This window comes from Winogradskya consettensis (genome assembly GCF_018332715.1).
GTDB classification, from domain to species: domain Bacteria; phylum Actinomycetota; class Actinomycetes; order Mycobacteriales; family Micromonosporaceae; genus Actinoplanes; species Actinoplanes consettensis.
In genome coordinates, this window is the sequence record NZ_BOQP01000008.1 from 637,181 (window position 1) to 661,538 (window position 24,358).

Annotated in this window: 27 protein-coding genes and 1 pseudogene; 15 read left to right on the plus strand and 13 right to left on the minus strand. The window is 70.1% G+C overall.

All coding sequences use genetic code 11. The features are described from left to right. Positions 1-12 precede the first annotated feature (12 nt). The 3 genes from Aco04nite_RS11545 to Aco04nite_RS11555 all read left to right on the plus strand — a co-directional run bounded on the left by Aco04nite_RS11545 (position 13) and on the right by Aco04nite_RS11555 (position 2,640). Complete coding sequence (locus Aco04nite_RS11545; protein ID WP_212997184.1) at positions 13-1,272, plus strand: (Fe-S)-binding protein; 1,260 nt, start codon at positions 13-15, stop codon at positions 1,270-1,272. Positions 1,273-1,351: 79 nt separating this feature from the next. Further along, entirely contained in the window at positions 1,352-1,687 is a 336-nt protein-coding gene (locus Aco04nite_RS11550; protein ID WP_203835194.1) for an ArsR/SmtB family transcription factor, read from the plus strand. After that, complete coding sequence (locus Aco04nite_RS11555; protein ID WP_212997185.1) at positions 1,684-2,640, plus strand: maleylpyruvate isomerase family mycothiol-dependent enzyme; 957 nt, start codon at positions 1,684-1,686, stop codon at positions 2,638-2,640. Before Aco04nite_RS11550 ends, Aco04nite_RS11555 begins: the two co-directional genes overlap by 4 nt. Here the strand turns inward: Aco04nite_RS11555 and Aco04nite_RS11560 are convergent, their stop codons facing one another. Both Aco04nite_RS11560 and Aco04nite_RS11565 read right to left on the minus strand, forming a co-directional pair. Then, a complete protein-coding gene (locus tag Aco04nite_RS11560; protein WP_212997186.1) occupies positions 2,641-5,067 on the minus strand; it encodes a DUF6493 family protein in 2,427 nt (808 codons plus the stop codon). Next, the gene (locus Aco04nite_RS11565; protein WP_212997187.1) at positions 5,064-5,645 is read right to left on the minus strand and encodes a TetR/AcrR family transcriptional regulator; all 582 of its coding nucleotides are present in this window, start codon (positions 5,643-5,645) and stop codon (positions 5,064-5,066) included. The genes Aco04nite_RS11560 and Aco04nite_RS11565 overlap by 4 nt, the downstream gene beginning before the upstream one ends. Positions 5,646-5,772: 127 nt before the next feature. Here Aco04nite_RS11565 and Aco04nite_RS50225 point away from each other — a divergent pair. From Aco04nite_RS50225 to Aco04nite_RS11580, 4 genes and pseudogenes are all read left to right on the plus strand, one after another. Further along, positions 5,773-5,826 (plus strand): annotated as a pseudogene (locus Aco04nite_RS50225) (hypothetical protein); the annotation flags it as partial. Between the two features lie 95 nt (positions 5,827-5,921). Further along, positions 5,922-6,311, plus strand: coding sequence for a DUF4279 domain-containing protein (locus Aco04nite_RS48760; protein WP_244875895.1), 390 nt, complete (start codon positions 5,922-5,924; stop codon positions 6,309-6,311). Further along, complete coding sequence (locus Aco04nite_RS11575; RefSeq protein ID WP_212997188.1) at positions 6,312-7,307, plus strand: hypothetical protein; 996 nt, start codon at positions 6,312-6,314, stop codon at positions 7,305-7,307. 119 nt (positions 7,308-7,426) lie between these two features. Continuing rightward, positions 7,427-8,284, plus strand: coding sequence for a DUF1963 domain-containing protein (locus Aco04nite_RS11580; RefSeq protein WP_212997189.1), 858 nt, complete (start codon positions 7,427-7,429; stop codon positions 8,282-8,284). Between the two features lie 12 nt (positions 8,285-8,296). Here the strand turns inward: Aco04nite_RS11580 and Aco04nite_RS11585 are convergent, their stop codons facing one another. Then, complete coding sequence (locus Aco04nite_RS11585) at positions 8,297-8,620, minus strand: putative quinol monooxygenase (protein ID WP_212997190.1); 324 nt, start codon at positions 8,618-8,620, stop codon at positions 8,297-8,299. A gap of 33 nt (positions 8,621-8,653) precedes the next feature. Here Aco04nite_RS11585 and Aco04nite_RS11590 point away from each other — a divergent pair, with 33 nt between their 5' ends. The 3 genes from Aco04nite_RS11590 (at position 8,654) to Aco04nite_RS11600 (ending at position 10,610) form a co-directional block, all read left to right on the plus strand. Then, positions 8,654-9,259, plus strand: coding sequence for a DNA topoisomerase IV subunit B family protein (locus tag Aco04nite_RS11590; protein WP_212997191.1), 606 nt, complete (start codon positions 8,654-8,656; stop codon positions 9,257-9,259). A gap of 79 nt (positions 9,260-9,338) precedes the next feature. Beyond that, positions 9,339-9,656: a hypothetical protein gene (locus tag Aco04nite_RS11595; protein ID WP_212997192.1), complete on the plus strand. Its 318-nt coding sequence runs from the start codon at positions 9,339-9,341 to the stop codon at positions 9,654-9,656. Then, the gene (locus Aco04nite_RS11600) at positions 9,657-10,610 is read left to right on the plus strand and encodes a hypothetical protein (protein WP_212997193.1); all 954 of its coding nucleotides are present in this window, start codon (positions 9,657-9,659) and stop codon (positions 10,608-10,610) included. Here Aco04nite_RS11600 and Aco04nite_RS11605 read toward each other — a convergent pair. Next, on the minus strand, positions 10,594-11,274 hold the full coding sequence (locus Aco04nite_RS11605) for a hypothetical protein (RefSeq protein ID WP_212997194.1): 681 nt from the start codon (positions 11,272-11,274) through the stop codon (positions 10,594-10,596). The two genes, Aco04nite_RS11600 and Aco04nite_RS11605, sit on opposite strands and share 17 nt — an antisense overlap. Positions 11,275-11,439: 165 nt before the next feature. Here Aco04nite_RS11605 and smpB point away from each other — a divergent pair, with 165 nt between their 5' ends. Both smpB and Aco04nite_RS11615 read left to right on the plus strand, forming a co-directional pair. Next, entirely contained in the window at positions 11,440-11,922 is a 483-nt protein-coding gene (smpB, locus tag Aco04nite_RS11610) for an SsrA-binding protein SmpB (RefSeq protein ID WP_212997289.1), read from the plus strand. A gap of 21 nt (positions 11,923-11,943) precedes the next feature. Further along, entirely contained in the window at positions 11,944-13,086 is a 1,143-nt protein-coding gene (locus tag Aco04nite_RS11615; RefSeq protein ID WP_212997195.1) for an alpha/beta hydrolase-fold protein, read from the plus strand. A gap of 3 nt (positions 13,087-13,089) precedes the next feature. Here the strand turns inward: Aco04nite_RS11615 and Aco04nite_RS11620 are convergent, their stop codons facing one another. The 3 genes from Aco04nite_RS11620 to Aco04nite_RS11630 form a co-directional block, all read right to left on the minus strand. Beyond that, the gene (locus tag Aco04nite_RS11620; RefSeq protein WP_212997196.1) at positions 13,090-14,211 is read right to left on the minus strand and encodes an outer membrane protein assembly factor BamB family protein; all 1,122 of its coding nucleotides are present in this window, start codon (positions 14,209-14,211) and stop codon (positions 13,090-13,092) included. A gap of 22 nt (positions 14,212-14,233) precedes the next feature. Further along, positions 14,234-14,704, minus strand: a complete 471-nt coding sequence (locus tag Aco04nite_RS11625; RefSeq protein WP_212997197.1) for a hypothetical protein — start codon at positions 14,702-14,704, stop codon at positions 14,234-14,236. Positions 14,705-14,804: 100 nt separating this feature from the next. Then, positions 14,805-15,551 carry a hypothetical protein gene (locus tag Aco04nite_RS11630; protein WP_212997198.1) on the minus strand — a complete coding sequence of 249 codons (747 nt, stop codon included), beginning with the start codon at positions 15,549-15,551 and terminating at the stop codon, positions 14,805-14,807. A gap of 135 nt (positions 15,552-15,686) precedes the next feature. Between Aco04nite_RS11630 and Aco04nite_RS11635 the strand changes: the two genes are divergently transcribed. Continuing rightward, positions 15,687-16,388, plus strand: a complete 702-nt coding sequence (locus Aco04nite_RS11635; protein ID WP_212997199.1) for a hypothetical protein — start codon at positions 15,687-15,689, stop codon at positions 16,386-16,388. A 49-nt stretch (positions 16,389-16,437) separates the two neighbouring features. On the opposite strand, the gene Aco04nite_RS11640 is transcribed toward Aco04nite_RS11635, so the two are convergent. Beyond that, the gene (locus tag Aco04nite_RS11640; RefSeq protein WP_212997200.1) at positions 16,438-17,040 is read right to left on the minus strand and encodes a malonic semialdehyde reductase; all 603 of its coding nucleotides are present in this window, start codon (positions 17,038-17,040) and stop codon (positions 16,438-16,440) included. Between the two features lie 91 nt (positions 17,041-17,131). On the opposite strand from Aco04nite_RS11640, the gene Aco04nite_RS11645 reads away from it, so the two are divergent. Then, the gene (locus tag Aco04nite_RS11645; protein WP_212997201.1) at positions 17,132-17,596 is read left to right on the plus strand and encodes a MarR family winged helix-turn-helix transcriptional regulator; all 465 of its coding nucleotides are present in this window, start codon (positions 17,132-17,134) and stop codon (positions 17,594-17,596) included. 8 nt (positions 17,597-17,604) lie between these two features. Here the strand turns inward: Aco04nite_RS11645 and Aco04nite_RS11650 are convergent, their stop codons facing one another. The 5 genes from Aco04nite_RS11650 to Aco04nite_RS11670 form a co-directional block, all read right to left on the minus strand. Then, the gene (locus Aco04nite_RS11650; RefSeq protein ID WP_212997202.1) at positions 17,605-17,961 is read right to left on the minus strand and encodes a nuclear transport factor 2 family protein; all 357 of its coding nucleotides are present in this window, start codon (positions 17,959-17,961) and stop codon (positions 17,605-17,607) included. Next, positions 17,958-18,410, minus strand: coding sequence for an SRPBCC family protein (locus Aco04nite_RS11655; protein ID WP_212997203.1), 453 nt, complete (start codon positions 18,408-18,410; stop codon positions 17,958-17,960). The genes Aco04nite_RS11650 and Aco04nite_RS11655 overlap by 4 nt, the downstream gene beginning before the upstream one ends. Further along, on the minus strand, positions 18,407-18,799 hold the full coding sequence (locus tag Aco04nite_RS11660; protein WP_212997204.1) for an ArsR/SmtB family transcription factor: 393 nt from the start codon (positions 18,797-18,799) through the stop codon (positions 18,407-18,409). Before Aco04nite_RS11660 ends, Aco04nite_RS11655 begins: the two co-directional genes overlap by 4 nt. A gap of 53 nt (positions 18,800-18,852) precedes the next feature. Then, positions 18,853-20,238 carry a lamin tail domain-containing protein gene (locus Aco04nite_RS11665; protein WP_212997205.1) on the minus strand — a complete coding sequence of 462 codons (1,386 nt, stop codon included), beginning with the start codon at positions 20,236-20,238 and terminating at the stop codon, positions 18,853-18,855. 265 nt (positions 20,239-20,503) lie between these two features. Beyond that, positions 20,504-22,834 (minus strand): ROK family transcriptional regulator, encoded by a 2,331-nt coding sequence (locus tag Aco04nite_RS11670; protein WP_212997206.1) that lies wholly within the window; start codon positions 22,832-22,834, stop codon positions 20,504-20,506. Positions 22,835-23,064: 230 nt separating this feature from the next. Between Aco04nite_RS11670 and Aco04nite_RS11675 the strand changes: the two genes are divergently transcribed. Next, the gene (locus Aco04nite_RS11675) at positions 23,065-24,351 is read left to right on the plus strand and encodes an MFS transporter (RefSeq protein WP_212997207.1); all 1,287 of its coding nucleotides are present in this window, start codon (positions 23,065-23,067) and stop codon (positions 24,349-24,351) included. The last annotated feature ends 7 nt before the right edge of the window (positions 24,352-24,358 follow it).

Consider the following 24,358-nt stretch of genomic DNA (forward strand, 5'->3'; position numbering starts at 1 on the left):
CGGGGCTTTCTGATGGATGGCGCGTTCGACGACGACCGGCCCCCGCGGCGCGAGCTCGTCGACGACTGCGTGCACTGCGGCTTCTGCCTCACGACCTGCCCGACGTACGTGCTGTGGGGCGAGGAGGCGGACTCGCCACGCGGGCGGATCCACCTCATGAAACAGGGACTCGACGGCGAACCGATGACCGATTCCCTGGTCAAGCATGTCGACCAGTGCCTCGGCTGCATGGCGTGCGTGACGGCGTGCCCGTCCGGCGTGCGCTACAACCTGCTGATCGAGGACACCCGGGCGCAGGTCGAGCGGCAGGCCACGCGGAGCCTCGCCGAGCGGGCACGGCGGGCGGCGATCTTCGCTCTGTTCCCGTACCCACGGCGGTTGCGGCTGTTGCGGGGGCCGCTCCGGGCGTACCAGAAGACCGGTCTTCGCAAGGTCGTGGCGCGAGTGCTCCCGCCCACCCTGGCCACCCTCGATGCCCTCGCCCCGACGCTGCGCAGCGTGCCGCGCCCGCCCAGGCTGATCCCTGCCCGCGGCAGGCGACGGGCAACCGTCGGCGTCCTGACCGGCTGCGTGCAGAGCGCGTTCTTCCCCGAGGTCAACGCCGCCACGATCCGCGTCCTGGCCGCCGAGGGCTGCGATGTCATCGTGCCACCGTCGCAGGGCTGCTGCGGCGCGCTGAGCGTGCACAACGGCCGCAGGGCGGAGGCCCAGGAATTCGCCCGCCGGACGATCGACGCCTTCGCCCGGGCCGCGGTCGACTACGTGGTGGTCAACGCCGCCGGCTGCGGATCATCCATGAAGGAGTACGGCGAGCTGCTGCCGTGGGATCCCCGCGCGACGCTGTTCGCCGAGAAGGTGCGCGACCTGTCGGAAATCCTGGTCGCGCTCGGCCCGGTCGCGAAACGCCACCCGCTGCCGATGACGATCGCCTACCACGACGCCTGCCACCTCGCGCATGCCCAGGGAATCCGCGCGCAGCCCCGCGCCCTGCTCGACGCCATCCCGTCCCTGGACGTCCGCGAGATCGCCGACCCGGACATCTGCTGCGGCTCGGCCGGCGTCTGGAACATCCTCAACCCCGAACCGGCCGCCGCCCTCGGCGAACGCAAGGCCCGCACGGTCCTGGACACCGGCGCGTCACTGCTGGTCACCGCCAACCCGGGCTGCCTGATGCAGATCGCCGCCGCCGCCCGCAAACTCGGCACCCCCATCGACGTCGCCCACACCGCCACCGTCCTCGACGCCTCGATCCGCGGCATCACCCTGTCGTGACGCACCATCCGGGGCCGCGACTCCGCGGGATCCGTTCTTCTAGTTGACGCTTGATAAAGCGGATGGTTGAGTAAGCGTCATGCAGAAGCAGCAGCTCGACGCGGTGTTCACCGCGCTCAGCGACAGCACCCGGCGGGACATCGTGGCGCGACTGAGCACGGGCGAGGCGACGGTCAAAGAGCTCGCCGAGCCGTACGCCATGAGCATGCAGGCCGTCTCCCAGCACATCCGGGTGCTCGAGCGGTCCGGGCTGATCAGCCAGGGCCGGCACCGCCAGACCCGGCCGTGCCGGCTCGAGCCCGCAGCGCTCGACGCCGCGCTCTCATGGATCGAGGAGAGCCGGCGCACCTGGTCGGAGCGCGTCGACCGGCTGGAGACCCGCCTCGCCGACCTGCAGCAGGAGGCAGACCAGTGATCATCTCCAGGAGGATCCTGCGCGCACCCCGCGACCTGGTGTGGCGGTGCCTCACCGAGCCCGCCGAGCTCGCGCACTTCTGGGGCCCGGCCGGCATGCACACGCCGGTCGACGGCATCGTCGTCGAGCTGCGTCCCGGCGGCCGCTTCGAGACGCTGATGATCGGCGAGCACGGCACCCACCGCATGGTCGCGACCTTCACCGAGGTCGTCGCCCCTTCCACGCTCGCCTGGATCGAGCCGGCGTCCGGGATGCACACCACGAGCACCCTGGCCGACCTCGGCGACGGCACCACCGAGCTCGTGATCCAGCAACGCCACGTGCCCGAAGCGATGCGTACGCCCGAAGCCCGCGCCGGGTTCCTCACCTCGCTCGACAAGCTCGAACAACACCTCGTCACCCGGCAGTGGGTCGCGGAGACCTACCAGGGCCTCGCCGAACTGCTCACCGCCGACGACGTCTGGGACAGGCCGTCGCTGTGCGAGAAGTGGCTCGTACGCCACGTCGTCGCGCATGTGACGATGCCGGTGCGGCTGACTCCGGCGCTGTTCGGAGCGAAGATGGCAGCAGCCCGCGGCGACTTCACCGTCCTCTCCGACACCGTGGCCGTCCGCGACGGCTCGCTGCCCGCCGCCGATCTCCTCGCCCAGCTCCGGTCACCGGACCTGCACGCCTGGCAGCCGCCGGGCGGGGGCGCGGCCGGCGCCCTCAGCCACGCCGTCATCCACTCCCTGGACGTGACGATCGCCCTCGGCCGGCCACCGGTCGCCCCGGCCGAAGCCGTCACCGCCGTCCTCGACCAGCTCACCGCCGCCAACGGCACGCTGTTCGGCGTCGACCTGACCGACACCCGCCTCGAAGCCACCGACATCACCTGGACCTGGGGAGACGGCCGCGTCACCCGCGCGGACAGCGGTTCCCTGGTGGCGCTCCTGAGCGGACGGACGCTGTGATCACGCCAGCATGGCCTTCGCGGTGCGGGCAGCCTTGCCGGAGCCGCGCAGGGTTCCGAGCCACGCGTGCAGGGCCGGGTCGTCGGCGGGGCGGACGTGCAGCCGCAACGATTCCTCGTGCAGTACCGTGACCAGCGCATGCAGGCCGGCGTACCCATTGTCCAGGCGTGGCAGCAGCAGCGTGAGCACCTCCACCACCTTGGGGGCAGTGTCCTGACCCGCGATCGCGGCGTCACGCAGCGACGTCGCCCAGCGGGTGGGTTTGCACGGCCCGCTCAGCTGGGCCATCGCCGCCGCCAGCTGCTCGTTCGTGATCCGGCCCGCGACGAGGACGTCGACGGCCCGGGTCCTGCCGACCGGGTCGCCGCAGGACAGACCCGACGCCAGGGTCGCCGCCGCCATCGGGCCCAGGCGGCCGGGGTGGGTCAGCAGGGCGTCGAGGACCGCGACGGTGTTGTGCTCGACCTCGGTCCCGATCGCGTCGAGCGTGGAACGCACGCCGCGGGCGAAGAACGGCTCGGCGTCGTGCGGCCAGGTCAGCGCGGCCCAGGCGACCCAGTCGGGGCCGCCGGTCCAGGAATCGTCGGGTGCCCCGTCGCTCCAGGGCCGGACCACTGTGGGCTGGTCGCCGGGGGTGAGCCGGTGCTTCCACGGCGGGTCGGTGGTCAGGCTCGCGCGCCAGTGCACGCCGAACTCGTAGCGGTCGGGGCGCAGGGCCAGCTCGTACGTCGCCGCCCGGCCCTGCCCCGGGCCGTCGAGACCGGCGGCGATCAGGTGCGGGTCGTCCGCGTACGGTGCACGGGCCCGGGCGGCGGCCACCCACCAGGCGTCCGTGCCGATCGGGGCCGGCGGGCCGCCCAGGGCGTACCGGACGACCTGGCCCATCTCGCCCGGAAGATCCCCCGCCGCTCGCAGGGCCTCGTCGCGTCCCTCGGGGGCGATCCGCAGCAGCGCGGCGACCAGGTCGTGGTGGCCGGGGGTCCGGTCCCGCAGCCGCCGCACCAGCGCCATCGGCGCGATCCAGCCCGCGGCGTCGGTCGGCGTGGCCACGGTCGGGCCCTGCTCCAACCGGGCGTGCAGCAGCGCCTGGGCCGGCATGCCGTACCGCGGATGCTCGATCCCACCGGCGGTCAGGACCAGCGACGCGAGATGCCCGCGCAGTTCCCAGCTGCTCTGATCTCCGCGCGCCACCGTCGACGCCCGCTTGACAATCGGACGCAACAGGTCTGACATTTCGGAAATGGCCGCGAGAAACAGCTCGACCTCGACCGGGTCCCGGGCATCCTCCATCAACGCCGCGGCGCGTTCCGTGAAGTCGTCAGCCGTCATAGCCACCAGCTCCCGGGCAGGCTCCTGGTACGCCGCCACCTCCCCGCCCGCCGCAGGGATCGCCGCAGGGATCGCCGCACCGAGCCACTCCGCCGCCACGCGCTGCACTGACGGCTCCAGGGCTTCCAGCCGACCGGCCACAACGTCCCTGGCGTCCAGCGACCGCAGCAACTCCAGGGCCTTGAGCTGCACGTCACCGTGGGCATGCGCGAGACCCCAACCAGCGGCCTCCGCAACCTCCCCCGGATGCCGTTTCGCCACAGCGGCAAGAAGCCGCAAGACTCCGAGAGCGGTCTTCTTGACCGGTACGCCCAACGCGGGCACACACGCCACCACGAACTCCGCGTCATCGAGCCGCCCAGCCTTGTCCAGCGTGGCCAGACAGCGCACCGCCATCCCGACCGTGGCGGTCACCTGACTCCGCAACAGGTCGAGCAGCAGCGCCTGATCCGCGGCCAGCTCGTCCACAGTGGGTGACAAGCTCTCGTACGTCGCCGAGAACCACCCGGCCCGGAACGCGCTGAAGCCCCGCCCCAGCGCCAGCAGACAGCTCCGCAGCACCCGCGCCCGGTCCAGCACGCCGTCCTCGATCAGGTCGGCGAACGCCAGGCGCCACCCCGCTCCCACCGCGACGTACTTGTCCAGCGCCGCGAGGCTCACCTCACCGCCGCCCTCGACCTCGAAGACGCGCCACAACGCCCGCTCGACCAGCTCCGGGTCGTCGCGCAGCAGGCCCCGCCGCCGCTGATCACCCCAGCGGTCACCGAGACCGGAGACCATCGCCAGCACATAGTCGTCGTCGGGCTCGAGCGTGACCAGGCCGAGGCGTTCCAGCGTGCGGATCTCGGTGAACGTGTCGCTCCCGATCGTGGAGGTGGCCAGCACCCGGACCCGCTCCCGGACCAGCCGCCCCACCCACGCGGGCGCCGCCGCCCCGAAAGGCGTCCCTCCCCCGCCGTCCTTCACAAGATCCGTGAAGGCCTCGAACAACGCCGGCCAGGTGCGCCGCTCCGGCTCCCACCGGGCAAGATCACGAACGAGATCTCCGCCGGGTACGCCCGACAGCTCCGCAAACGACGGAAGGTGATACGCCGTCACGGCCTCGCCCCGCGGATGAACTGGTCAACGGCGGTCTCGAGGAGCCCGTCGAGCAGCTCCGGCACGAGCAGACTACCGTTGATCAGCGACGCGATCCCGTGCAGCGTCGCCAGCAGCACGACCCCCACCCGCTGCGAGTCCCCGGCGGCGAGCACCCCCTGCTCCTGCCCCTGCACGATCAGGGCATCCATCAGCCCGAACGGCGCGGAGGCGGCCACGGCGATCCGCTCGGCACCCTCGCGATGCTTCCCGGCGAACATCAGCTCCAGCAACGCGGCATCATCGGTCGCAAACTTCAGGTACGCCGCGGCGATCGCATGCAGCCGCGGCACGAACTCCGTCCCGGCAACGTTCAGCGCCACCCGCAACGTCGCATCCAGCCGCGCGAACCCGGCCTCGACCAGCGCATCCAGCAACGCCTGCCGATCCGCAAAATGCCGCCGCGGCGCGGCATGACTGACCCCGGCCTCCCGAGCCAGCTCCCGCAACGACAGCTGCTCCGCCCCATCCTCCCGCAACCTGCGCTCAGCGGCATCCAGCAACGTCGTCCGAAGATTCCCATGGTGATAAGCAGGCACCCGACCACCCTAGTCCAATGTTGCCGCTGCCACCATTGTTGTCATCGCATACATCGTCGCTCATGCCAACGTTCTCCCCGCCTCCCTCACCGGCCGGACCGCCATCATCACCGGCGCCACCAGCGGCATCGGCCGAGCAGCAGCCCGCGCCCTCGCCACCCAGGGCGCCCACGTCGTACTAGCCGTCCGAACCCCCGCCAAAGGCCAGGCCGCCGCAGGAACCGCAGGCGAAATCGGCGGGACGCGGATGCATGACTTGCTCTATCGTCTGGCCGGATGCCGAACGTCGAACACCCCACCAGCCTCTTCGCCGGCTGCACCCAACGGGCCTATCTGTATTTCGCACGGAGTGTCGGCGCCGACGGCCCGCCGTACAACGCCAACGAGTTGGAGCTGATGGCGTTCGACCCGGGCGACGTCACTCTCATGGTGGGACTACAGCCGACGGACTCGTGGCAGCGCGGTGATCGACACCCCAGTCGACCGGAACCACGGCGTTTCAGCAGCTGGCAGTACGGACTGCCCAAGGTTCGAACGTTCTGCACCGAGGACGGGAGCATCCATGTCTCCATCGCCGCCATCACGTACACAGCCGAAACCGTCAAGCGTCTGGCGCGGCTCAACGCATCAGTTGATCACGACCAATACGTCTACCTGCCTGACTAAATGCCTCCGATACCGCCGATCGGCAGTGCCGCCTGGGACCGGGAGCTGACAACGCTCGGCATCGATCGCCCGACCGTCGACCGGGAGTTGCACAGCGCCGTCGAGGACGCCATCGCCGAAGGAACCGCCGAGCCCGACGGCCACGACGTGTACCTCAACGACGCGTCACCCGAGACCGCGGCCGTACTGGTCCTGTTCCATCAGAGCCACCCGTCGTACTCCGCGCTGATGTATCTGAGCTTCGCCTGGCACAACGCAGACGGCCGGCTCCGCGACTGGATCGTGCGCCAGTACGCCGCCATGCTCGTCCACGGCCCCCGGCCGGTCACCGACTCGGCCACGTACGGCCTGGCCATCGACTACTTCGAGGACCGCAAAGCGGCACCCGGCTTCTTCGCCGCCCTCCTGCCCCAGATCCCGACCGGCAACTGGGGCGGACTCCTGCGCGCCGCGGGCCCTCTGACATGGCCGATCAAGCGGCAGCTCTTCCTGACCGCCGCAGAGCACCCGGATCTCCACGAAGCCCTGGCAGAGGGAATGGCCGCGTCCTTCTTCGGCGTCTACGGCGACATCTCCGCCCCCGAGGCAGCCGACCTGCTGCAACACATCACCGTCGCCGACGACCAGACCCGAGCGGCCCTGACCGAAGCCACCACCCAACCGCTCCTGATGCAATCCGGCTCAGCGATCGTGGTGACCGACCCCCGCTGGACCCACCCCGACAGCTTCCTCCTGGAAATGACCGTCACCCACGGCCACCGACGATGGTCCCCTCGATCCGAACTGGTCATCAACGGCCAGGCCCACGGCCGGCTCGCCCACTGGTCCTTCCCGTTCCACCACGCATGGGACCACCTGACCCTCCCCGGGCGAACATTGAACAAGCCGCACCTGCACCGCATCGAAGGCACCCCCAGCGATGCCGCAGACCTCGTGGACCGGGAAATAGAGCTGTGGCTGCCCGGGTTACGCACCTACCTCGCCCAGCAACGCTGACCGGTCAGCTGGCGCCAGTCGGCGTGGGAAGGCCCAACTTCACGCTCGTCAACTGACCGTGAACGCGGGCGATCAGGGTTACGCGTAGCCCGTTGGCGAGCGTTTGCCATCGTATGTCCATGCTGAACAGTCGCATCGAAGAGTTTCGCGCCAGCCTGGCCGTGCACGACATCACCGGCCAAGAGCTGGACAACTGGCTGGAGTACGCACGTTTCTATGTCGTCCTGCCCGTGGTCCCGGAAGGCCCACCGCCGATCGACGGCCCCGTGGCGGGTCGCAAGGGTGGCCTCCCCCTGCTGCCGCCGGACATGCCCTGGCCCGTCGGCCCGTCCGGCCCGCTGCCGTTCCACGGACTGGTCGACTGTGCCGCCCTGCCGCGCAGTGAGCACCTCGACCTCCAGCTACCCGCAGACGGCTACTTCCTGTTCTTCGTCAACTTCGATGACACCATGATCAACTTTGAGGACTATGAGGGTACGGGTGACGGGTTCGGGCGCGAGCAGGAAGCCGCCCGCCTGATCTACGTGCCCGGCGGCACACCGGTGGAGGAGCGGGACGGCGAGGCGTTTCCGATCGTGGAGCTGCGGGCGACGATCAGCATTGATCCGCCGAGCTGGTCGAGCGGCGAGCCCAGTGCCGAGTTCGCCGAGCGGGTCCCGAACCACGAAAAGCTGGAGCGGCTGGCGGGAGAGTTCTGGCGGGGCTGGTACGGCGACCGCGACATCCGGCTCGGTGGCTTCACGCTCACCCCGCAGACCGAGCCCACCGACGTCATCGCCGAGCACCAGCAGCAGGTGACGGGTGGCGACCTGGACGAGTTGCGGCAGCAGGCGGAGCGCGAGTGGGTGCCGCTGGCTCAGCTCGGCTCCGAGGAGCCGGTCGAGTCGGCGACCCTCGCGCGCTTCATGGTCAAGCGGGCCGCGGTGGCAGCGGGCGACTTCAGCGAGGTCGTCTCGGTCGCCGAGTTCATGGAGTGACGCCGGTGGGCGTCAGTTGACGGTCATCTCGCCGAGCAAGGACCAGTCGTCCTGGTCGATCGACTGGCTGATGATGCGGGGCGTGGCCTGCAGGTGGGGCGGGAGGTCCCGCCGGGCCTGCTCGAAGTGGGCCGAGCCGACGTGTGCCCCGCCCGCGTCGCCGTCGCGGAAGGCCTCGACGAGGACGTATTCGTTCGGGTCGTCGAGGCAGCGGGACCAGTCGAACCAGAGGCAGCCCGGTTCGGCGCGGGTGGCGCGGGTGAAGGGGCCGGAGATCTCGGGCCACTGGTTGGCGTACTCCGGCTTGATCAGGAATTTGGCGGTAATGAAGATCATGGTGGACCTCTCCGGGTGGCCTAAACTGGGGCGGTGACCGAGTACGACGCGTCCATGATCCAGGTGCTGACCTTGGACGCCTCGGTGCGGAAACGGCCGGGGATGTATTTCCGGTTCGCCCAGGATAATCCGCTGCTGCCCACCCAGGTCCTCGCGGACGTGCTCGGCTCCGTCGATCATCCGCCGACCGCCGTGGCGCCGGTGCACTCCGCGGACGCCGTCGCCGAGATCACCGGTGACCTGGCCTTCACGGTCACGGACAACCTGCGCGCGCAGCCCGGGAAGAGCGGCTACTTCGACTCGCTGATCACACCGGACCGTCTCTGGTTCGCGGCGGCCGCGGCGCTCAGCACCGCGGTCCTGGTCGAGATCTGGCAGGACGGCCAGGCCTACCGCCAGCACCTCGCGGGCCTGCATCCGACCGGCCCCGCCGAGGAGTTCCCCGCCCCGCCCGGCGCGGGCGCCCGGTTCGCGTTCACCCTGGACACGACCTACTTCGCCCCGGGCGCTGCCATCACCACCGACCTGGCCACGATCGACCTGCACGGCCCCGACTGCGAAAAAGGCCACCGCACCGGTTCGGTCACCGTCCGGGACCTCCGCGGCCCTCAAGCGCCTCGAGAATTTCAGTACGCGTAAAGCTGTCGCGGATCCGACATAGTCCCCTCGTTCGCCGGCGTACCGTCGCCCGGGCGGCAGTGGCACGGGAGGAGCGGTGATGCGCACCACCCCCATGCGGCTGCTCGGCTTCCTGACCGCGTTCTCCGACGGCCGGCTGCCCGGCATCGGTGGCTCCTCGCTCGCCCGATGCCATCATCCCGGTTGTCGCTGGCGCGACTTCGTCTATCGCGTCGACGCCATGACCGGCTGCCGACTCCATCCCGGCGAATCACGCAAGGTCCGCAGCGGAACGCGCCTGTCGGTTCGATGTTTCGGCTCGCCGTCCTGCCAGCGCAAGTCGGTTGACGTCGTCTACAGCCGCGACCTGCACACCCGCGAGGACTTTCGCTGCTCTACCCACAGACAGGACCTCTGAGTGAGTACCGATGTCCTCGCTGACCTGCCCACCCGCTTCAAACTGGTCAACGCCCTGCCGGCCACGTTCTTTGCCGTTCTCACCGGGGCTCTGCTGCTGGCCGGAGCACCTGGGGAAGCACCCGGCTGGGACAACCTCGTGGAGCACGGGCGGCGTTACGGCTGGGTCGGTGCTGTAGGGGCAATGGCGCTGGTCACCGTGACCGCGTTGCTGCTGGAGCCGCTGGAACTGGCCTCGATCCGGTTGCTCGAAGGCTACTGGTCGGCCCGGGGTCCCCTGGGCCGTGCCGCCGAGTTCGGCCGCTGGATTCAGCGGCAACGCAGGGACAGAGTCGAGTTCCTCCTCGACGCCGCCCTTGTGCAGGGCATGCCGACCGAGGACCTGCAACTGCAGCTCGCCCTGATGCCGCAGGGCGAACTACTGCCGACGGCACTCGGCAATCGGCTCCGGTCCTTCGAGGAGAAAGCCGGTCGGGCGTACGGCTTGGAGTCCACCGAGCTGTGGCCACGGCTCTACTACGTGCTGCCCGAACCCGTCCTCGCGTACGTGGGCAAGGCCCGCAATCAGCTCGATACTGCGAGCCGCCTCTGCCTGACCTTCATCCTCAGTGCGCTCGTTTCGGCCGTGCTCTTGGCCGGTCACCCGCTCTGGTACGCACTCCCCGCTGGTTCAGCGCTCGCCGCCGCCGCGTCCTACCGGTCCGCGTTGGCCGCTGCCGACAGTTTCGGCATCGCGGTGACTGCCGCGATCGATGTATACCGGCTCCGGCTGCTCCAGGAGATGCGGGTCGACATGCCCGCTGACACCGCCGCGGAACGCCTGATCAACGAGACGTTGCGTGACCTCTGGACGGGCGACACGACAGCATCCGTGCGCTATGCACCCGCCGACAGCGACATTTTGGTCATCTTCAAAAATCTGAGATCCGGCAGGCGCCCTAGACCACGTTCCTGACCCGGAGCGAACTGTACGCGGACAGCACAACGATGCGTAAAGTAGGCGCCGACGCCGCCGTGGCAGCAACAATGACGTCTTGGCTCAGACCTGGGCCACGCGCATCGACCTGGACGGCGACCCCACGGGGAACTTCGACGTCGATACCCGAGAGCGCCCCGCGAATGTCCACCCGAGCCTGATCCGCCGTGGGGGTGGCGAGCACCTTCACTCGGTACCCGCCGATCAGGGTCCGCAGCACCAGCAGCGGCTGGACTCCCGGGTCCCAGTTGACCGGCCGAGTGAAACCCACCAGAGTCTCCCGGCGAACGATCGCGGCAGGGCCGGTCCGCACTACCGGCGCCGCCTTGCCGATCATGAGCAAGCCCATCCCGGCGGCAAGCAGCGCCAACGGCAACAGAAGAGGTCGCGCCCATTGCGGTAGAGGGTTGAGCGTGAACACCAGCGCCATAGTCCCCACCGAGAGCAACGCGACCGGCCCGATCAGCGTGTTCGCAGCGGGGAGCAGTCTGATGCCACCTGCGATGCCCAGACAGATCAGAGCAAGCGGCCACCAGCGCGCTGCGGTCCGGCTCAGCTCGGCACCGGGCACTGTCCGCTCGATGAGCAGAACCGTGCCACCCACCGCCAGCGCGGCCGCGAACACCCGCCGGGCCGGGCTCACTCCCCCGCCCACCCACGGCCGCACTGCAATGTCATGCGCGCATCCAATCATGCGCCGGCATCCGGTATTCCGACCACCGACCGGCAATAGAGCTCCGCGACCGACGGAGCTGATCGCTAGGCTCAGCGGATCAGCATGACGGTACGGTGGTGGGAGGGGGCGGGAGTGGCGAAGGAGACCGGGCGTAAGGCCATTGCGTCGAACAAGAAGGCGCGGCACGAGTACGAGGTGCTGCGGACGTTCGAGGCGGGGCTGGTGCTGGCGGGCACCGAGGTGAAGTCGTTGCGGGCCGGGTATGTGTCGATCGTGGACGCCTTTGCCGCGGAGCACGAGGGCGAGCTGCTTCTCTACAACCTGCACATCGCGGAGTACGGGTTCGGTTCGTGGACGAATCACGCTCCCCGGCGTACCCGTAAATTGTTGCTGCACAAGGTCGAGATCGCGCGCATCCTCGACAAGCTCAATGAGAACGGTATCGCCCTGGTGCCCTTGTCCCTGTATTTCAACGACGGCTGGGCGAAGGTCGAGCTGGCGCTGGCGCGGGGCAAGAAGGAGTACGACAAACGCCAGACGCTCGCCAAGCGGGACGCCGAGCGGGAGATCTCCCGGGCGATGGGACGCCACCTCAAGGGTCACCCGAGAGGGTGAATCCGTGAGATCCTGTGCTGCATGCTGGCAGCGGATCTCTGGCAACGGGCGGTCGCGGGCGGTGGGCCGGTGGTCTCGCCGGTGGATGCGCGGGGCCTGGTCGAGGTCAGCTTCGTGTGGCGCGGCGAGGCGGAGCGCACCTCGGTCGGGTGGGGTTCGCAGGAGCCGATGGAGCGAGCGCCCGGCACGGACATCTGGCATCGCACGTTCCGGTTGCCGGCGACGATGCGCACCATCTACTACTACTCGCACATAGCGGTCGAGGAGCATCGCACCCCGCCAGACGACAGCGGCTCCGGTCCCACCCACGTCGACCCGCTGAACCCCGACCGGATGCTGTTCCCCGGCGACCCCGGCGATCCCACCGACCGTGACGGCTGGGTGTCGGTGCTGACCCTGCCACGGGCCGCGCCCCAGACCTGGTGCCTGCCGCGGCCGGGAGTTCCTGCTGGGACGGTCGAGCGGGCGGAGCTGGACGGCGGCCATCGGGTCGCGGTCTACCGGCCCGCCGGCGAGCGGCGCACCGGGCTGCCCGCGGTGGTCGTCTTCGACGGTTATCTCGCGCGCACGATGATGGCGATGCCGGTGACCATCGACAACCTGATCGCCGCCGGGGAGATACCGCCGCTCGTGGCCATCTTCGTGGACGGCACCGACGAGACCCGGCTCGAGGACCTGGCGCCGTCATCGGAAAAGACGACCCGGTTCATGATCCGCGAGCTGATGCCGTGGGCGCGCCGGGTGCACGGGATCAGCCCGTACCCGCAGGATGTTGCCCTGGCCGGGATGTCGCTCGGTGGTCTCGCCGCCGCGGCGCTGGCGCTGCGGGCACCGGAGGTGTTCGGCGCGGTGATCAGCCATTCGGGCAGCTTCTGGTGGCCGGCGCCCGCCGACGGCGACCCGGAGTGGCTGACCCGCGAGGTCGCCCGCCGCCCCCGCGCCGGCGTGCGGTTCTATCTCGACATCGGCGACCGGGAGCGGCAGATCTTCCTGCCCGGCGTGCCCGACCAGGTGACGGTCAACCGGCGGATGCGTGACGCGCTGCGGGCGAAGGGCTACCCGGTCACGTACGCGGAATACCCGGGCGAGCACGACTACGTGAACTGGCGAAACACGTTCGCCGACGGCCTCCGCGCGGTGTTCGGGCATACCCCCACCGGATAGACGTCAGCCCACCAGATAGGAGCGCAGCACCCAGTCGTCCTCGACGTAGTAGATGCGGCCGTCCGTGACGACCGGATGGGTCCGGGGCCGCCCGACGACCGGGACGTCGAGCCGCCGATTGCCGGTGTCCGGGTCCACGAACGTCGTGCCGACGTAGAGCTGGTCGCGCGCGTAGACGGGCTGCTGCGCGGCCGCCGGTAACCCGTGGTAGACCTTGACCAGCTGCCCGGTGACCTCGCGGACCTCGACCTTGCCGCTGCGGGAGACGAAGAGCTGGTTCCCGCTGATCGTGAACGGTCCTGCGGGGAAGCCGCTGCCCGCGTACGCCTTGCCGGTGCCGGACCGCACCCGCACGATCCGGTCGCCTGCCCGGGCGTAGAACACGGACGGGCTCCCAGCGAGCACCGACCACTTCTTCGCCGTACGCCACAGGATCCTGCCTGTCGTCATGGCCAGCGCATACGCACCCCGCCCGTCACGCCGCGTCACCAGGATCGTCCCGAGGGCTGCCACCGAGCGGGTCCAGCCGTCGGTGCGCCGCCACAGCTTCGTGCCATCACTGATCCGGTACGCGGTGACGTTGCTCTGCTTCGCCGCCCACCCGCTGACCAGGGCGATCCCCCGATCGGCGACCAGCTCGAACGTCGACACGGGGAGCCGTACCCGCCACCTGCGCGCGCCGGTCAGCTCGTTCACCGCGGTCAGGTACGACGGTGAACTCCCGGCCTTGCGGCAGGTCGTGGTGAGCGTCAGCAGCATCCCGCCGGCGACCACCATCGCCCCGGCCCGCTCCCGGTCGACCGCCCGCGGCCCCCAGTGCCCGAGCCGCCAGCTCCACAGTTTCTTCCCGGTGCCCCCGTCGTACGAGTCGACGCTGTGCCCGGTCCGCACGAACATCCGGCCCGCATGCACGACGGGCGCGCCGAACTGGGTGCAGACCTCGTTGTCGGGCGCCAGCTGCACTGACCAGCTCAGGCTCATCCCGGTGAAGCGGGGCGGCTGCTCGTAAGGGTTGTAGAAGTTCGCGTACGGGCTGCCGCCGTCATGGGTCCAGTCCGCCTGTGCGGGCCCGGCCAGCAGGCTCGTCGCGAGGATTCCGGTCAGCGCCGCCCTGATGATCTTCACACCAGGCACAACGACCGGCTCGCTATTCCGGCATCGGCAGCTCGGCGGCCTCGCCGGTCGCGGGCGCGGCGGAATGCTCGGGCGCCGCGAGCAGGCTGCGGGTGTAACGGCCCTGCTGACGCGTCACGGGCAGCGTGATGAGGTGAATCGGCGGCGGCGGCTCGACGAACCGTCCCGTCCCCCACCGGATCCAGAACGGCAGCCGCCCCTCCTCCGCCTCGGCGAGCAGCTTGTCGACGGTCCGCTGCCGATGCGTATGGTCGACCTCGACCACGATCGGCGGCCCGTCCTCCCGCGCCAGCGCGACATCCAGCACCGAATGCTGCCGCTCCATCGGCGGCGGCAACGTCACCACACTCGCCGCCCGCCGGTAGACCCGCCACCCGTGCGCCTCACCCCACTCACCGACCGTATCGATGATCAGGGCGGTCACCTGCTCCTGGGTGAGCCCGGTGAACGTCAGCGCGGCGAGCCGGGGCGCCAGGTCGTCCATGCCCGGAATCGTAGTTCGCCCCCTCCCCGCCCTTGCGGCCAGCCTTCGGGACGAGAGACGCAGCCTTACGGGACGAGATCGGCCGGTCTGCGTGACGGGTTCAGTCGGCGGGTGTGAGAACGGCGCCGGTGATGACGATTGTGCCGTTGGGGTCGCTGCACTGCACCCGGAGCGTGAGCTTCTCGGCGTCGTCGATCGTCGCGGTCAACTGCTGTGCCCGGGCGGCGGTGGCCTGCTGCTGCTTGCCGACCTCGGCGGTGACCAGGTCACCGTCCCGCTGCAGCGTCCCTGTGAGAGCGGTCACGTAGGTGGCCGACCGTTGATCGGCGTCCGGCGGATAGTACGGCCGGACATCGGCCCGGAACTCCGTATAGCGGCCCCTCACCGGATAGGTGATGCTGTGCTCCTGGTCGCCGGTCTCGTTCGACGGGCAGCTGATCGCGATGGGCCGGTCGGTCCAGCCATCCCTGCCCCGCACCGGTCGCGGCACCGCGACGAGGAACGCGGCGCCGGATTCCGCGGTGAAGTCGAACAGATATTCCCCGCTCGCAGCCGGCGTCGGCCCGCTCGGGCTTTGTGGCACGCTGGACGTCCCCGGTCGGGGGGCCGTCCCATGAGCCGCGGACGGCGCGGACCCGGCGTCGGCGGACCCGGCGTCGGCGGTGACTGCGTCGGCGGGCCCGGGGCCCGGCGGGGACTTCGGCCACTGCCAGGCCACGAATGCCACGAGAAGGCTGAGGATGCCCGCGACGGTGCCCAGCACGGTCGCCCGGACTCCCGTGTCCCAGCCGCGCCAGCCACGCGGCTCGGGGACATTGCGGGCCTCCGGGGTGGAAGTGGTGCTCACGATGTGCCACCCGAGGTTCAATACCGCCACATTGGCGGGGGTACATCATTCCGCATCAATTCATGATCGGAATTCAGATCGTCTGACACATTCACGACACACGCGAGCCAATTCCGGCGTACTAAGGTGCGGCCGGTGAGTCCAAAGATTACCGTCCGCAAAACCATGTCGATCATTTCCGTGATCGCTTTGATCCTTTTCGCCTTCACCGCTTTCTTCTCCTGGCGCGCACTGGGCAGGGCTGACGACGCCCTCGCTCAGGTGAATGCCCTCGCGTCCGCCCGGGCAGCCGAGACTCCCCCGCAGGTGGCCGCCGACCCGACCGTTGCCACTACAACCACCGATCCACCGACGTCCGTAGCTTCGGACGATCCCACCGCAGAACCGGCCGCGACGGTGCCGAGCCTCGACGCCCAGACGCAATACAAGACCCGGTACACCGGCCAGACACTGCGTATCCCGCCCAGCTGCAACAGTTCCGTCTACATCGATCTCGACGAGCCCCGGGTGCAGACGGAATCGAACGTGGCTGAACTGATCTACAACAATCCGTGCGGTGTAGGCACCGCACAGTTCAGCCTCCGCAACGACGTGACCGCGAGCGCCGTCCCCTCCGAGGCCGTGACCCCGATCGAATGCGCCGAGCAGATCCGTACGAGCCCCCTGGGCACCGCGGACGAGCCGATCCGCCGCGGCTCGGTCTACTGCGTCAAGACCTCGCCGAACGACGCCCAGGCCACCGGCATCACCTGGAAGATGGTCATCCTTGCCGTGACCGCGACAGCGCAGGACGGGACGGTCACGCTGAAGGCGTCAGCCTGGGACATTCCCCAGTAGAGGCCGGCCACGACGATCCGGGTGCGTCGTGGTGTCGCCGGACAGCCGCTCAGACCCACTGCACCACGTCGTCGTGCTCCAGGCGCGGCAGCCTGCCGAACCAGGGATTCTCACCGGGGTGGCCGATGTTGACGACCAGGATCGATCGGTAGCGCCCGTCGGGGAAGAACTCGGCGTCGACGCCCGCCGGGTCGAATCCCGCCATCGGCCCGGCGGCCAGGCCGTGGGCGCGGACGGCGAGAATGAAGTAGCCGGCCTGCAGGGTGGCGTTGAAGATGGCGGTCCCGGTGCGTTTCGCGTCGTCCGCGGCGAAGACGTCCTTCAGCTCCGGCCGGAACGGCAGCACCGTCGGGATGTGCTCGTGGAACCGGGTGTCCATGGCGAGAACAGCCACCGCGGGAGCAGCCGCCGTCTTGGCCCGGTTGCCTTCGCTCATGTGCTTGAGCAGCCGGTCGCGGCCCTCGCCCGGCCGGACGTAGAGCACGCGCAGGGGCTGGGAGTTGGCCGACGTCGGCGCCCATTTGGCCAGCTCCCAGATGTCCGACAGCTCCGCGTCGGTCACCGGCGTGTCCGCGAAGGTGTTCGCGGTCCGCGCCCCGGTGAACAGCAGGTCCTTTGCCTTGGCGTCCAGAAGGTCGAGCGAGCGATCCATGTCCGGTTCCTCACGACAGCACTTGGTTAACGTGTGAACCAAACGTACGACGCCACTGGTTCACACGTCAACCAAAGGTAGAGTGACGCCCATGACAGAGGTGCCGTGGCTGGACGACGAGGAACAGCGAGCCTGGCGCGCCGTGATGACGATGCAGGACGACCTGGCAGAGTTCCTCGACCGGCAGATGCGTAACCGCGACGGGCTCTCCAAAGCCGATTACGAGGTCCTGGTCCATCTGTCCGAGGCACCCGGGGGCCGGCTCCGCTCGTTCAGGCTCGGCGAGCTGCTGCGCTGGGAGAAGAGCCGCCTCTCGCAGCACCTCGGGCGGATGGAGAACCGCGGCCTGGTGATCCGCGAACGCTCGCTCGCCGACCAGCGAGGCGCGGACGTCACCATCTCCCGCCGCGGCACCGACCTCATCACCGCCGCCGCCCCGAGGCACGTCGCCGACGTCCGCGCCGCGTTCTTCGACCATCTCACCGCGGCGGAGCTGCAGACCATCACCACCATCGCCGCCAAGGTGAAGGAAGGGCTCGCGAAGCTACAGCCCTGAGCGTGGTCTCAGGCGAGCGGGACCACATAGGAGTCGACCCGCGCGATGAGGCCGTCGCGGAACGTGAAGAGGTCGTTGAAGCCGAACCGGAACGGGCCGTGCTCGACGGTGACACCCCGGCCCTCGCCCGTCGTGACGACGACGGGGCCGTCCTCGTAGACACGCTGGACGTCGAGGTCGGGGCTGCCGGTGAAGGCCGGGTTCTCGATCTCGCCGTCGAAGTCCGCCTTACCTCGCGTGGTCCGGTGGCCATGGATGACCCATTCCACGTCATCGGTCAGCGTCGCGAGGATGCGAGGGTGGTCACTCGCCCGGAAGCCGGCGAAGTACTGGTCGACGAGTTCGCGCTGCGTCGGTGCGGTCATGGTGTGCTCCTGTCGAGCTGCAGGTAGATGCCGAGGGCGTCGAGGATCGAGCCGAGCCCGGTGGCCGCCCGGGCCGTGCGGAGCTCGGGGGGAAGCCGGCGCTGGTGCACCGTCAGATGGGTGCCGTCACCGGAGCTCCGGACCGTGACGGTGGTCCGCAGACCGGTGACGGGCTCGTCGAACACCAGCTCGTGCGGCGCGGTGACGCTCACGTAGACGAACGTGAGCCGACGGGTGGCGCCGTCCGGCGCGCGGGTGTCGAGGGCGAACTCACCGCCGGGGCGAAGATCGAGGGTCACGGATCCCGGGGGAACCGTGGCGTGCGCGCCGCCCCAGAAGCTCGCGATGCTCACCGGCGAGGTGAAGGCGGCCCAGACCCGTCCGGGGTCGGCGGCGTAGTGCCGCTCGGCGATCAGCTCGTCGCCGCGCAGCTCCGCGGCCCCGCTCACGGCGCCTCCTCGGACTCGGCCTCCAGGGGGAAGCCGGCGCCGGGCTCGGGCTCAGCCGCCAGCGGGAAGCCGGCGCCGGGCTCGGTGAGGTGCTTGCCGAGGGCGTCGAGGCGGTCGTCCCAGGCGCGGCGCTGCTCGTCGACCCACGTGCCGATCAGGGCGAGCTGATCGGCACGGAGCCGGCAGGGGCGGCGGGTCCCTTCGCGGCGCTGCTCGACGAGACCGCATCGCCGCAGGACGCCGACGTGGTGGGAGATCGCCTGCGGGGTCAGGTCGAACGGCCCGGCGAGCTCCCCCACCGTCGCGTCCCCGTGCGCGAGCCTGGTGACCAGGGCCCGGCGCACGGGGTCACCGAGGGCGGCGAAGGCCATATCGAGATCGGGTGGCATGACACCACCCTAACGCAAACGTACGCTTGCACAAGCGTGTGTTTGCGAATACTTCAGGACGTGCAGGTCAGGGTGCCGGCGCGCAGGGCGTGGCCGGCGTCGTTGGTGTCGTCGGACCAGAGGACCGGCTTGAGGCCGCCGGTGCAGGCCGACTGGGGTGCGATGGCGAAGCCCTCGTTGTTGTAGTTGGGCATGCCGGAGGGGCGGTCGGCGGTGCGGGTGACGGCGAACGTGCCCTGGACGTTGAGGTCGAGCGTCGCGGTGCGGCCCTGGCAGGTGTCGTCGCAGGCGGCCCACAGGTGACCGGTGGCCGGCTCGAACTCCAGGTCCATGACGGCGGGGAAGCCACTGCTGAACGTGGCGACGCGGGTGTAGGCGCTGCCGCTCTGGGTGAGGGCGTACGCGTACACCATGCCGTTGTTCTCGACCCCCGCGAAGAACAACCCGCTCCCGTGCCCGGGGTAGCTCGCCGGGGCGTACGCGGCGCCGGTGTGCTCGTCGCGGAAGCCGTGCGCGGTCAGGAACGTGTCCGGGATCCAGGAGACGGCTTCGGGCCCGGCGTTGGCGGGCAGGCCGGGAAGATCGGCGGTGAGGTTCCACTCGGCGGCCGCGTTCAGCGTCGCCGCCGTGGACGTGGTGTCGAAACGCAGGATCTTCGGTGCACTGGACGAGCCGTTGTTGTCGCGTTCGGTGATGACGAAGGTGCCGTCGGGCGTGACGACCACCCCTTCGGCGTCGGGGTCGCCGCTGCCGCCGGCGAAGCGCAGGGTCTTGCCGGACGCCCAGCCCCCGGCCGGGTCCGGGCGCCACGTCGCGCCGTTGGGCACCAGGCGGTACAGCGTGCCGGGTCCGTTGCGCACGGCCCACAGCACGGTCGCGCTCTCGTAGGACAGTCCGCTGAGGTTGGTGCCGAAGACGTTCGACCCGTCCGCGACGGTGACAGCGGTGCCACCCGGCCAGGTGGCGCTCGACGGGCTGCTACACGCGTTCGCGGCACCCCTGGTCGCGGCGACGGTGGTCGTGAACGCGCCGGTTCCGTCGGCGCACCGTCCGTACGTGGTGGTGGCGTGGCTGGTCCAGGCGTAGGAGTCCACGAGCGTCGAGCCGTCCGCGGCGTACAACCGTGCGGAATCCGCGCTGCCCAGCCCGTACGCCGATTCGACGTCCAGTGCCAGGAACGCACCCGGTCCCAGCGACGTCCCGGAAGCAATCTTGTACGAGTGGGAGTTGTCGTCGTCCTTGACGATCCACTTCGACACGTCGACCGCGACGGTCCCCGTGTTGACGAGCTCGACCCAGTCCCCGGGGCTGCCCCCGCTCGACTCGACCTCGTTGATCCGGACCGTGGACGTGTCCTGCGCCGAGGCGGGCGCGCACGCCAGCCCGAGGCCGAGCACAGCAAGGGCAGCAACGACAGAGGCATTTCTACGCGTACGCAATGTGGCCGGTCCTTCGTCCAGAGGGTCTCTCTGCGAAGCGTCAGCCACCCGGGCAGCCACGAATTGAACACCTCACCAACGGCGCGGTAACTCACCGCCGTGACTGGGGAGCGGAGCGTCAAGCCGCCAGCGAACCCAGTGGGTGCAGGCGGGACGGGCCGGGCGGGCATTCCAGGACGCGCAGCGCGCCGCCGGGGTGATCGCGGCTTAGTACGCTCAGCCTCCACATCGCCGCCGCGTCGGCGAGCGGCCCGCCGGAGATCTGCTAGAGCAGGGTCTCGATCGCGCCGAGGATCTCGGCGTCCGCGCCGAGGGAGGTGGGGACGACGGTCAGGCCGGCGGTGGCGCTCGGGGAGCAGTGCCGCAGCAGGGCCTCGCGGACGCCGTCCACCACGAACGGGCCGGCCGTGGCGAAGCCGCCGCCGACGACGACCACCGCCGGGTTGAGCACGTTGCAGACCGAGGCCACCGAGCGGCCGATCAGGCGGCCGGCGTCGGCGAGGGCGCGCTGGACCGGGCGGTGGTCGGCCGCGGCGAGGGCGAGCAGATCGGCTTCCGTCGGGCGGGTGGTGGCGGCGCCGTTGTCGAGCAGCGCGGCGAAGTAGGCCGGGGACAGATAGACCGAGAGGCATCCTCGGCTGCCGCAGACGCAGAAGGGGCCGACCTCGCGGACATTGAGATGACCGACCTCGCCCGCGTAGCCGATCGCGCCGCGGTGCATGCGGCCGCCGGCGATGATGCCGGCTCCCGTGTACTGGTCGGCGCGCAGGTAGAGGAGGTCGCGGGCACCTTTCGCGGCGCCGTGGCGGGTTTCGGCCAGTGCGGCGAGGTCGGCGTTGTTCTCGACGGTGACGGGTACGCCGAGCACGGCCGTGATCTCGTCGCCCGGGTTGAAGCCCGCGAACATGGGGAGCACGCCGCGCGCGCCGAAGCGGCCGGTCGTGGGGTCGACGGGCGACGGGACGCTCACCGCCGCCGCCCGTAACTCCGACAGGTCATGACCGTGGCGCAGCAGCAGGTCACGGCCGAATTCGGCGGCGCGGCGCAGGTGGGTGGCGCCGGACAGTCCGATGGGTACGGCGTCCGTGTCGTCATGGCGTACGGTGCCGGCGCCGTCCGTGACGACCGCCCGGATGCCGGAAGCGGTCAGCGCGAGTCCCATCAGCAGTCCGGGTGGCGCGGCGATCCGGAAGTGGGGCGACGGACGGCCGGCGCGGCGTTCCCCGACCGGCGCGGTGGTCTCGACGATGCCGTCGTGGTCGAGCTCGGCGAGCAGTTCGATCACCGCCGCGCGGGGCAGCCGGGTGAGCTTGACGATGTCACTGCGTTCGACCGTTCCCCGCGCACGCAACAGATCCGTGATCATGCGTCGCCGGACAGCGCGCTCCCGCACGGTGGGGGACGCGCCATCGGGGGCAGCGTCGAAAACGCGGCTGCCGCGGGCGGCAGGGGTGGCGTCGACCGCCGCGGAGACGGCGCCGAGGATCGGGGCGCGGCCGTCGAGAGCGCTGGCCCGGACCACCGTGGTGTCGGCGACCTCCGGCTGGGCGTAGCGGCGCAGCGACTCCCGGACGCCCTGGATGATGGTGCCCTCGGGTTCGATCAGCGGGCCGTCCAGCACCACCAGCGACGGGTTGATCGTGTTGGCGAGGTCGGCGACCACCCGGCCGATCATGCGCCCGGCGTCGGCGAGGACCCGCTCGGCGGTGGCGTCGTGCCGGGCGATCTCCGTGACCCGCTCCGCGGTGAGGTTCTCGCCGTACGTCACGGCCAGCATCGCGAGGATCTCGCGGGGTGAGGCGATCGTCTCGAGGCAGCCCCGGTTGCCGCAGCGGCACAGCGCGCCGGTCTCGTCGACCTGGACGTGGCCGATCTCGCCGGCGGCACCGGTCGCGCCGTGGTGCACGTGCCCGTCGAGCAGCAGCCCACAGCCGATGCCGGTGGAGATGCGCAGGTAACAGACGTTGCGATGGCCGCCGGCCGCGCCGTGGGCGACCTCGCCGATCAGGCTCAGGTCGGCGTCGTTGCGCACGGTGACGCGGTGCCCGAGGCGTTGCTGCAGCTCGGTAGCGGGGACCACGCCGCCCCAGCCGGGCAGGACGCTGCTCGCGACGATCGCGCCGGTCGAGGTGCCGATGGGTGCCGAGAAGCCGACGACCGTGGACCAGATGCGGCCCCGTTCGGTGCCCGCCTCCGCGACGCAGTCCCGGATCAGGGCGGCGACCGCGTCGAGGGAGCCGGTGACGTCGGAGGTGTCGAGGTCACGGTCGTGCTCCACGAGGATCGCGCCGGTCAGGTCGGCGACTGCCACCCGTACGCCGGGACCGCCGACCACCGCACCCACGACGCAGCCGGCGGCGGGCCCCAGGGTGAGCATCCGGGCGGGCCGCCCCGGACCCGCCGCGACGGTCGCCGCGCCCTCCGCGAGCAGCCCGGCGGTGAGGAGCTCCGCGACCATGCCGTTGACGGTGACCCGGGCCATGCCGGTGCGCCGGACGAGCTCGGCGCGGCTCAGCTCCCCCGCCCCGCGGACGATGGAGAGCAGGTAGTCGCGGCTCACGACGTGCACACGCCGGCCGCCCGGGCGGGGCGTCATGGCTCCACCCTACGCCTGGGTTATTGACGTAAACAGACTTAATCCTGCTGGCATGTAACGCGCAAACCACCCAGGAAGCAGGAAAAGGAGGCTCGGATACGAAACGCATAGCTAATTCAAAGGAAACTCAGCCGTCATTTGGGCTTGGTTTAGCGTCAATCCGATCGATAACTTCGAGGGACGAGGTCGCCGGTGGGAGGCGTCCCGTCCACGTCACATCGAGGTGCGCCATGACCACACTGAACCCCGCGACAGCGGTCCGAACCGTCCCCACGGACACCCCCGCCCCCAAGCCGGACGCGCCGGCCCGGCTGATCGCCGCGATGGCGCTCGCCCAGCTGGGCACGTATGTCGCGGTGCTCACCCCGGTTGTCGTGACGCTGTCCATCCGCGTCGCCGAGATCGCCCCGGACAACCGCAACTCGGCGCTGAGCTCGGTGCTGTCGGTCGGCGCGCTGCTCGCCCTGATCGGCAACCCGTTCTTCGGCGCGATGTCCGACCGCACGACGTCGAAGTTCGGCAAGCGCCGCCCGTGGCTGATCGGCGGCATCCTGCTCGGCGCGATCGGACTGCTGATCGTCGCGACCGGCAGCAGCGTGCTGGTGCTGACCGCGGGCTGGGCGCTCGCGCAGCTCGGCATCAACGCCACACTCGCCACCGTCACCGCCCTGCTGCCCGATCAGATCCCCGCGCATCAGCGGGGCCGGGTCGGCGGCATCCTCGGCCTGATGACCTCGATCGCCATCCTGATCGGCACGGGGCTCGCGTCGCTGCTGTCCGGCAACACGTTCCTGATGTTCATGGTCCCGGCGGTGATCGGGGTGCTGTCGGTCGGCACGCTCGTGGTCATCCTCAAGGACAAGCCCGCCGTGAAGGGCACGTTCGGCAGGTACACGTTCCACGAGTTCCTGCGGACGTTCTACATCAGCCCGCGCCGGCACCCCGACTTCGCGTGGAACGTCCTCAGCCGCTTCCTGGTCTGGATGGGCATCGCGTCGCTCACGTCGTACCAGGCGTACCTGCTGATCGACCGGTTCGGCTACACGACGGACAACGTCGCCGACGCCATCCTGGTCGCCACCGTGCTCACCACCGCCGGCATGCTGATCGGCTCGACCTTCGGCGGCTGGCTCTCCGACCGCACCGGGCGCCGCCGTCCCTTCGTGTTCGCCGCCGGCGCCGTGATCGTCGTCGCGCTGCTGATCATCGGATTCAGCCACAGCTACGGCGTGTTCCTCTTCGCGGCTGCGGTGTTCGGTCTCGGTGAGGGCCTCTACCTCGCCGTCGACCTGGCGCTGGCCACCGACGTGCTGCCCAACCCCGACGACGCGGCCAAGGACATGGGCGTCATGAACATCGCCAACGCCCTGCCGCAGTCACTCGTCCCCATCATCGCCGCCCCGATCCTCGCGATCGGCGCCGGCTCCGGCAGCAACTACGCCGCGCTGTTCCTGTTCGGCGCGATCGTGGCGGCCGTCGGCTCCACCCTGGTCCACTTCATCCGCGGCGTTCGCTGAAAGGCCC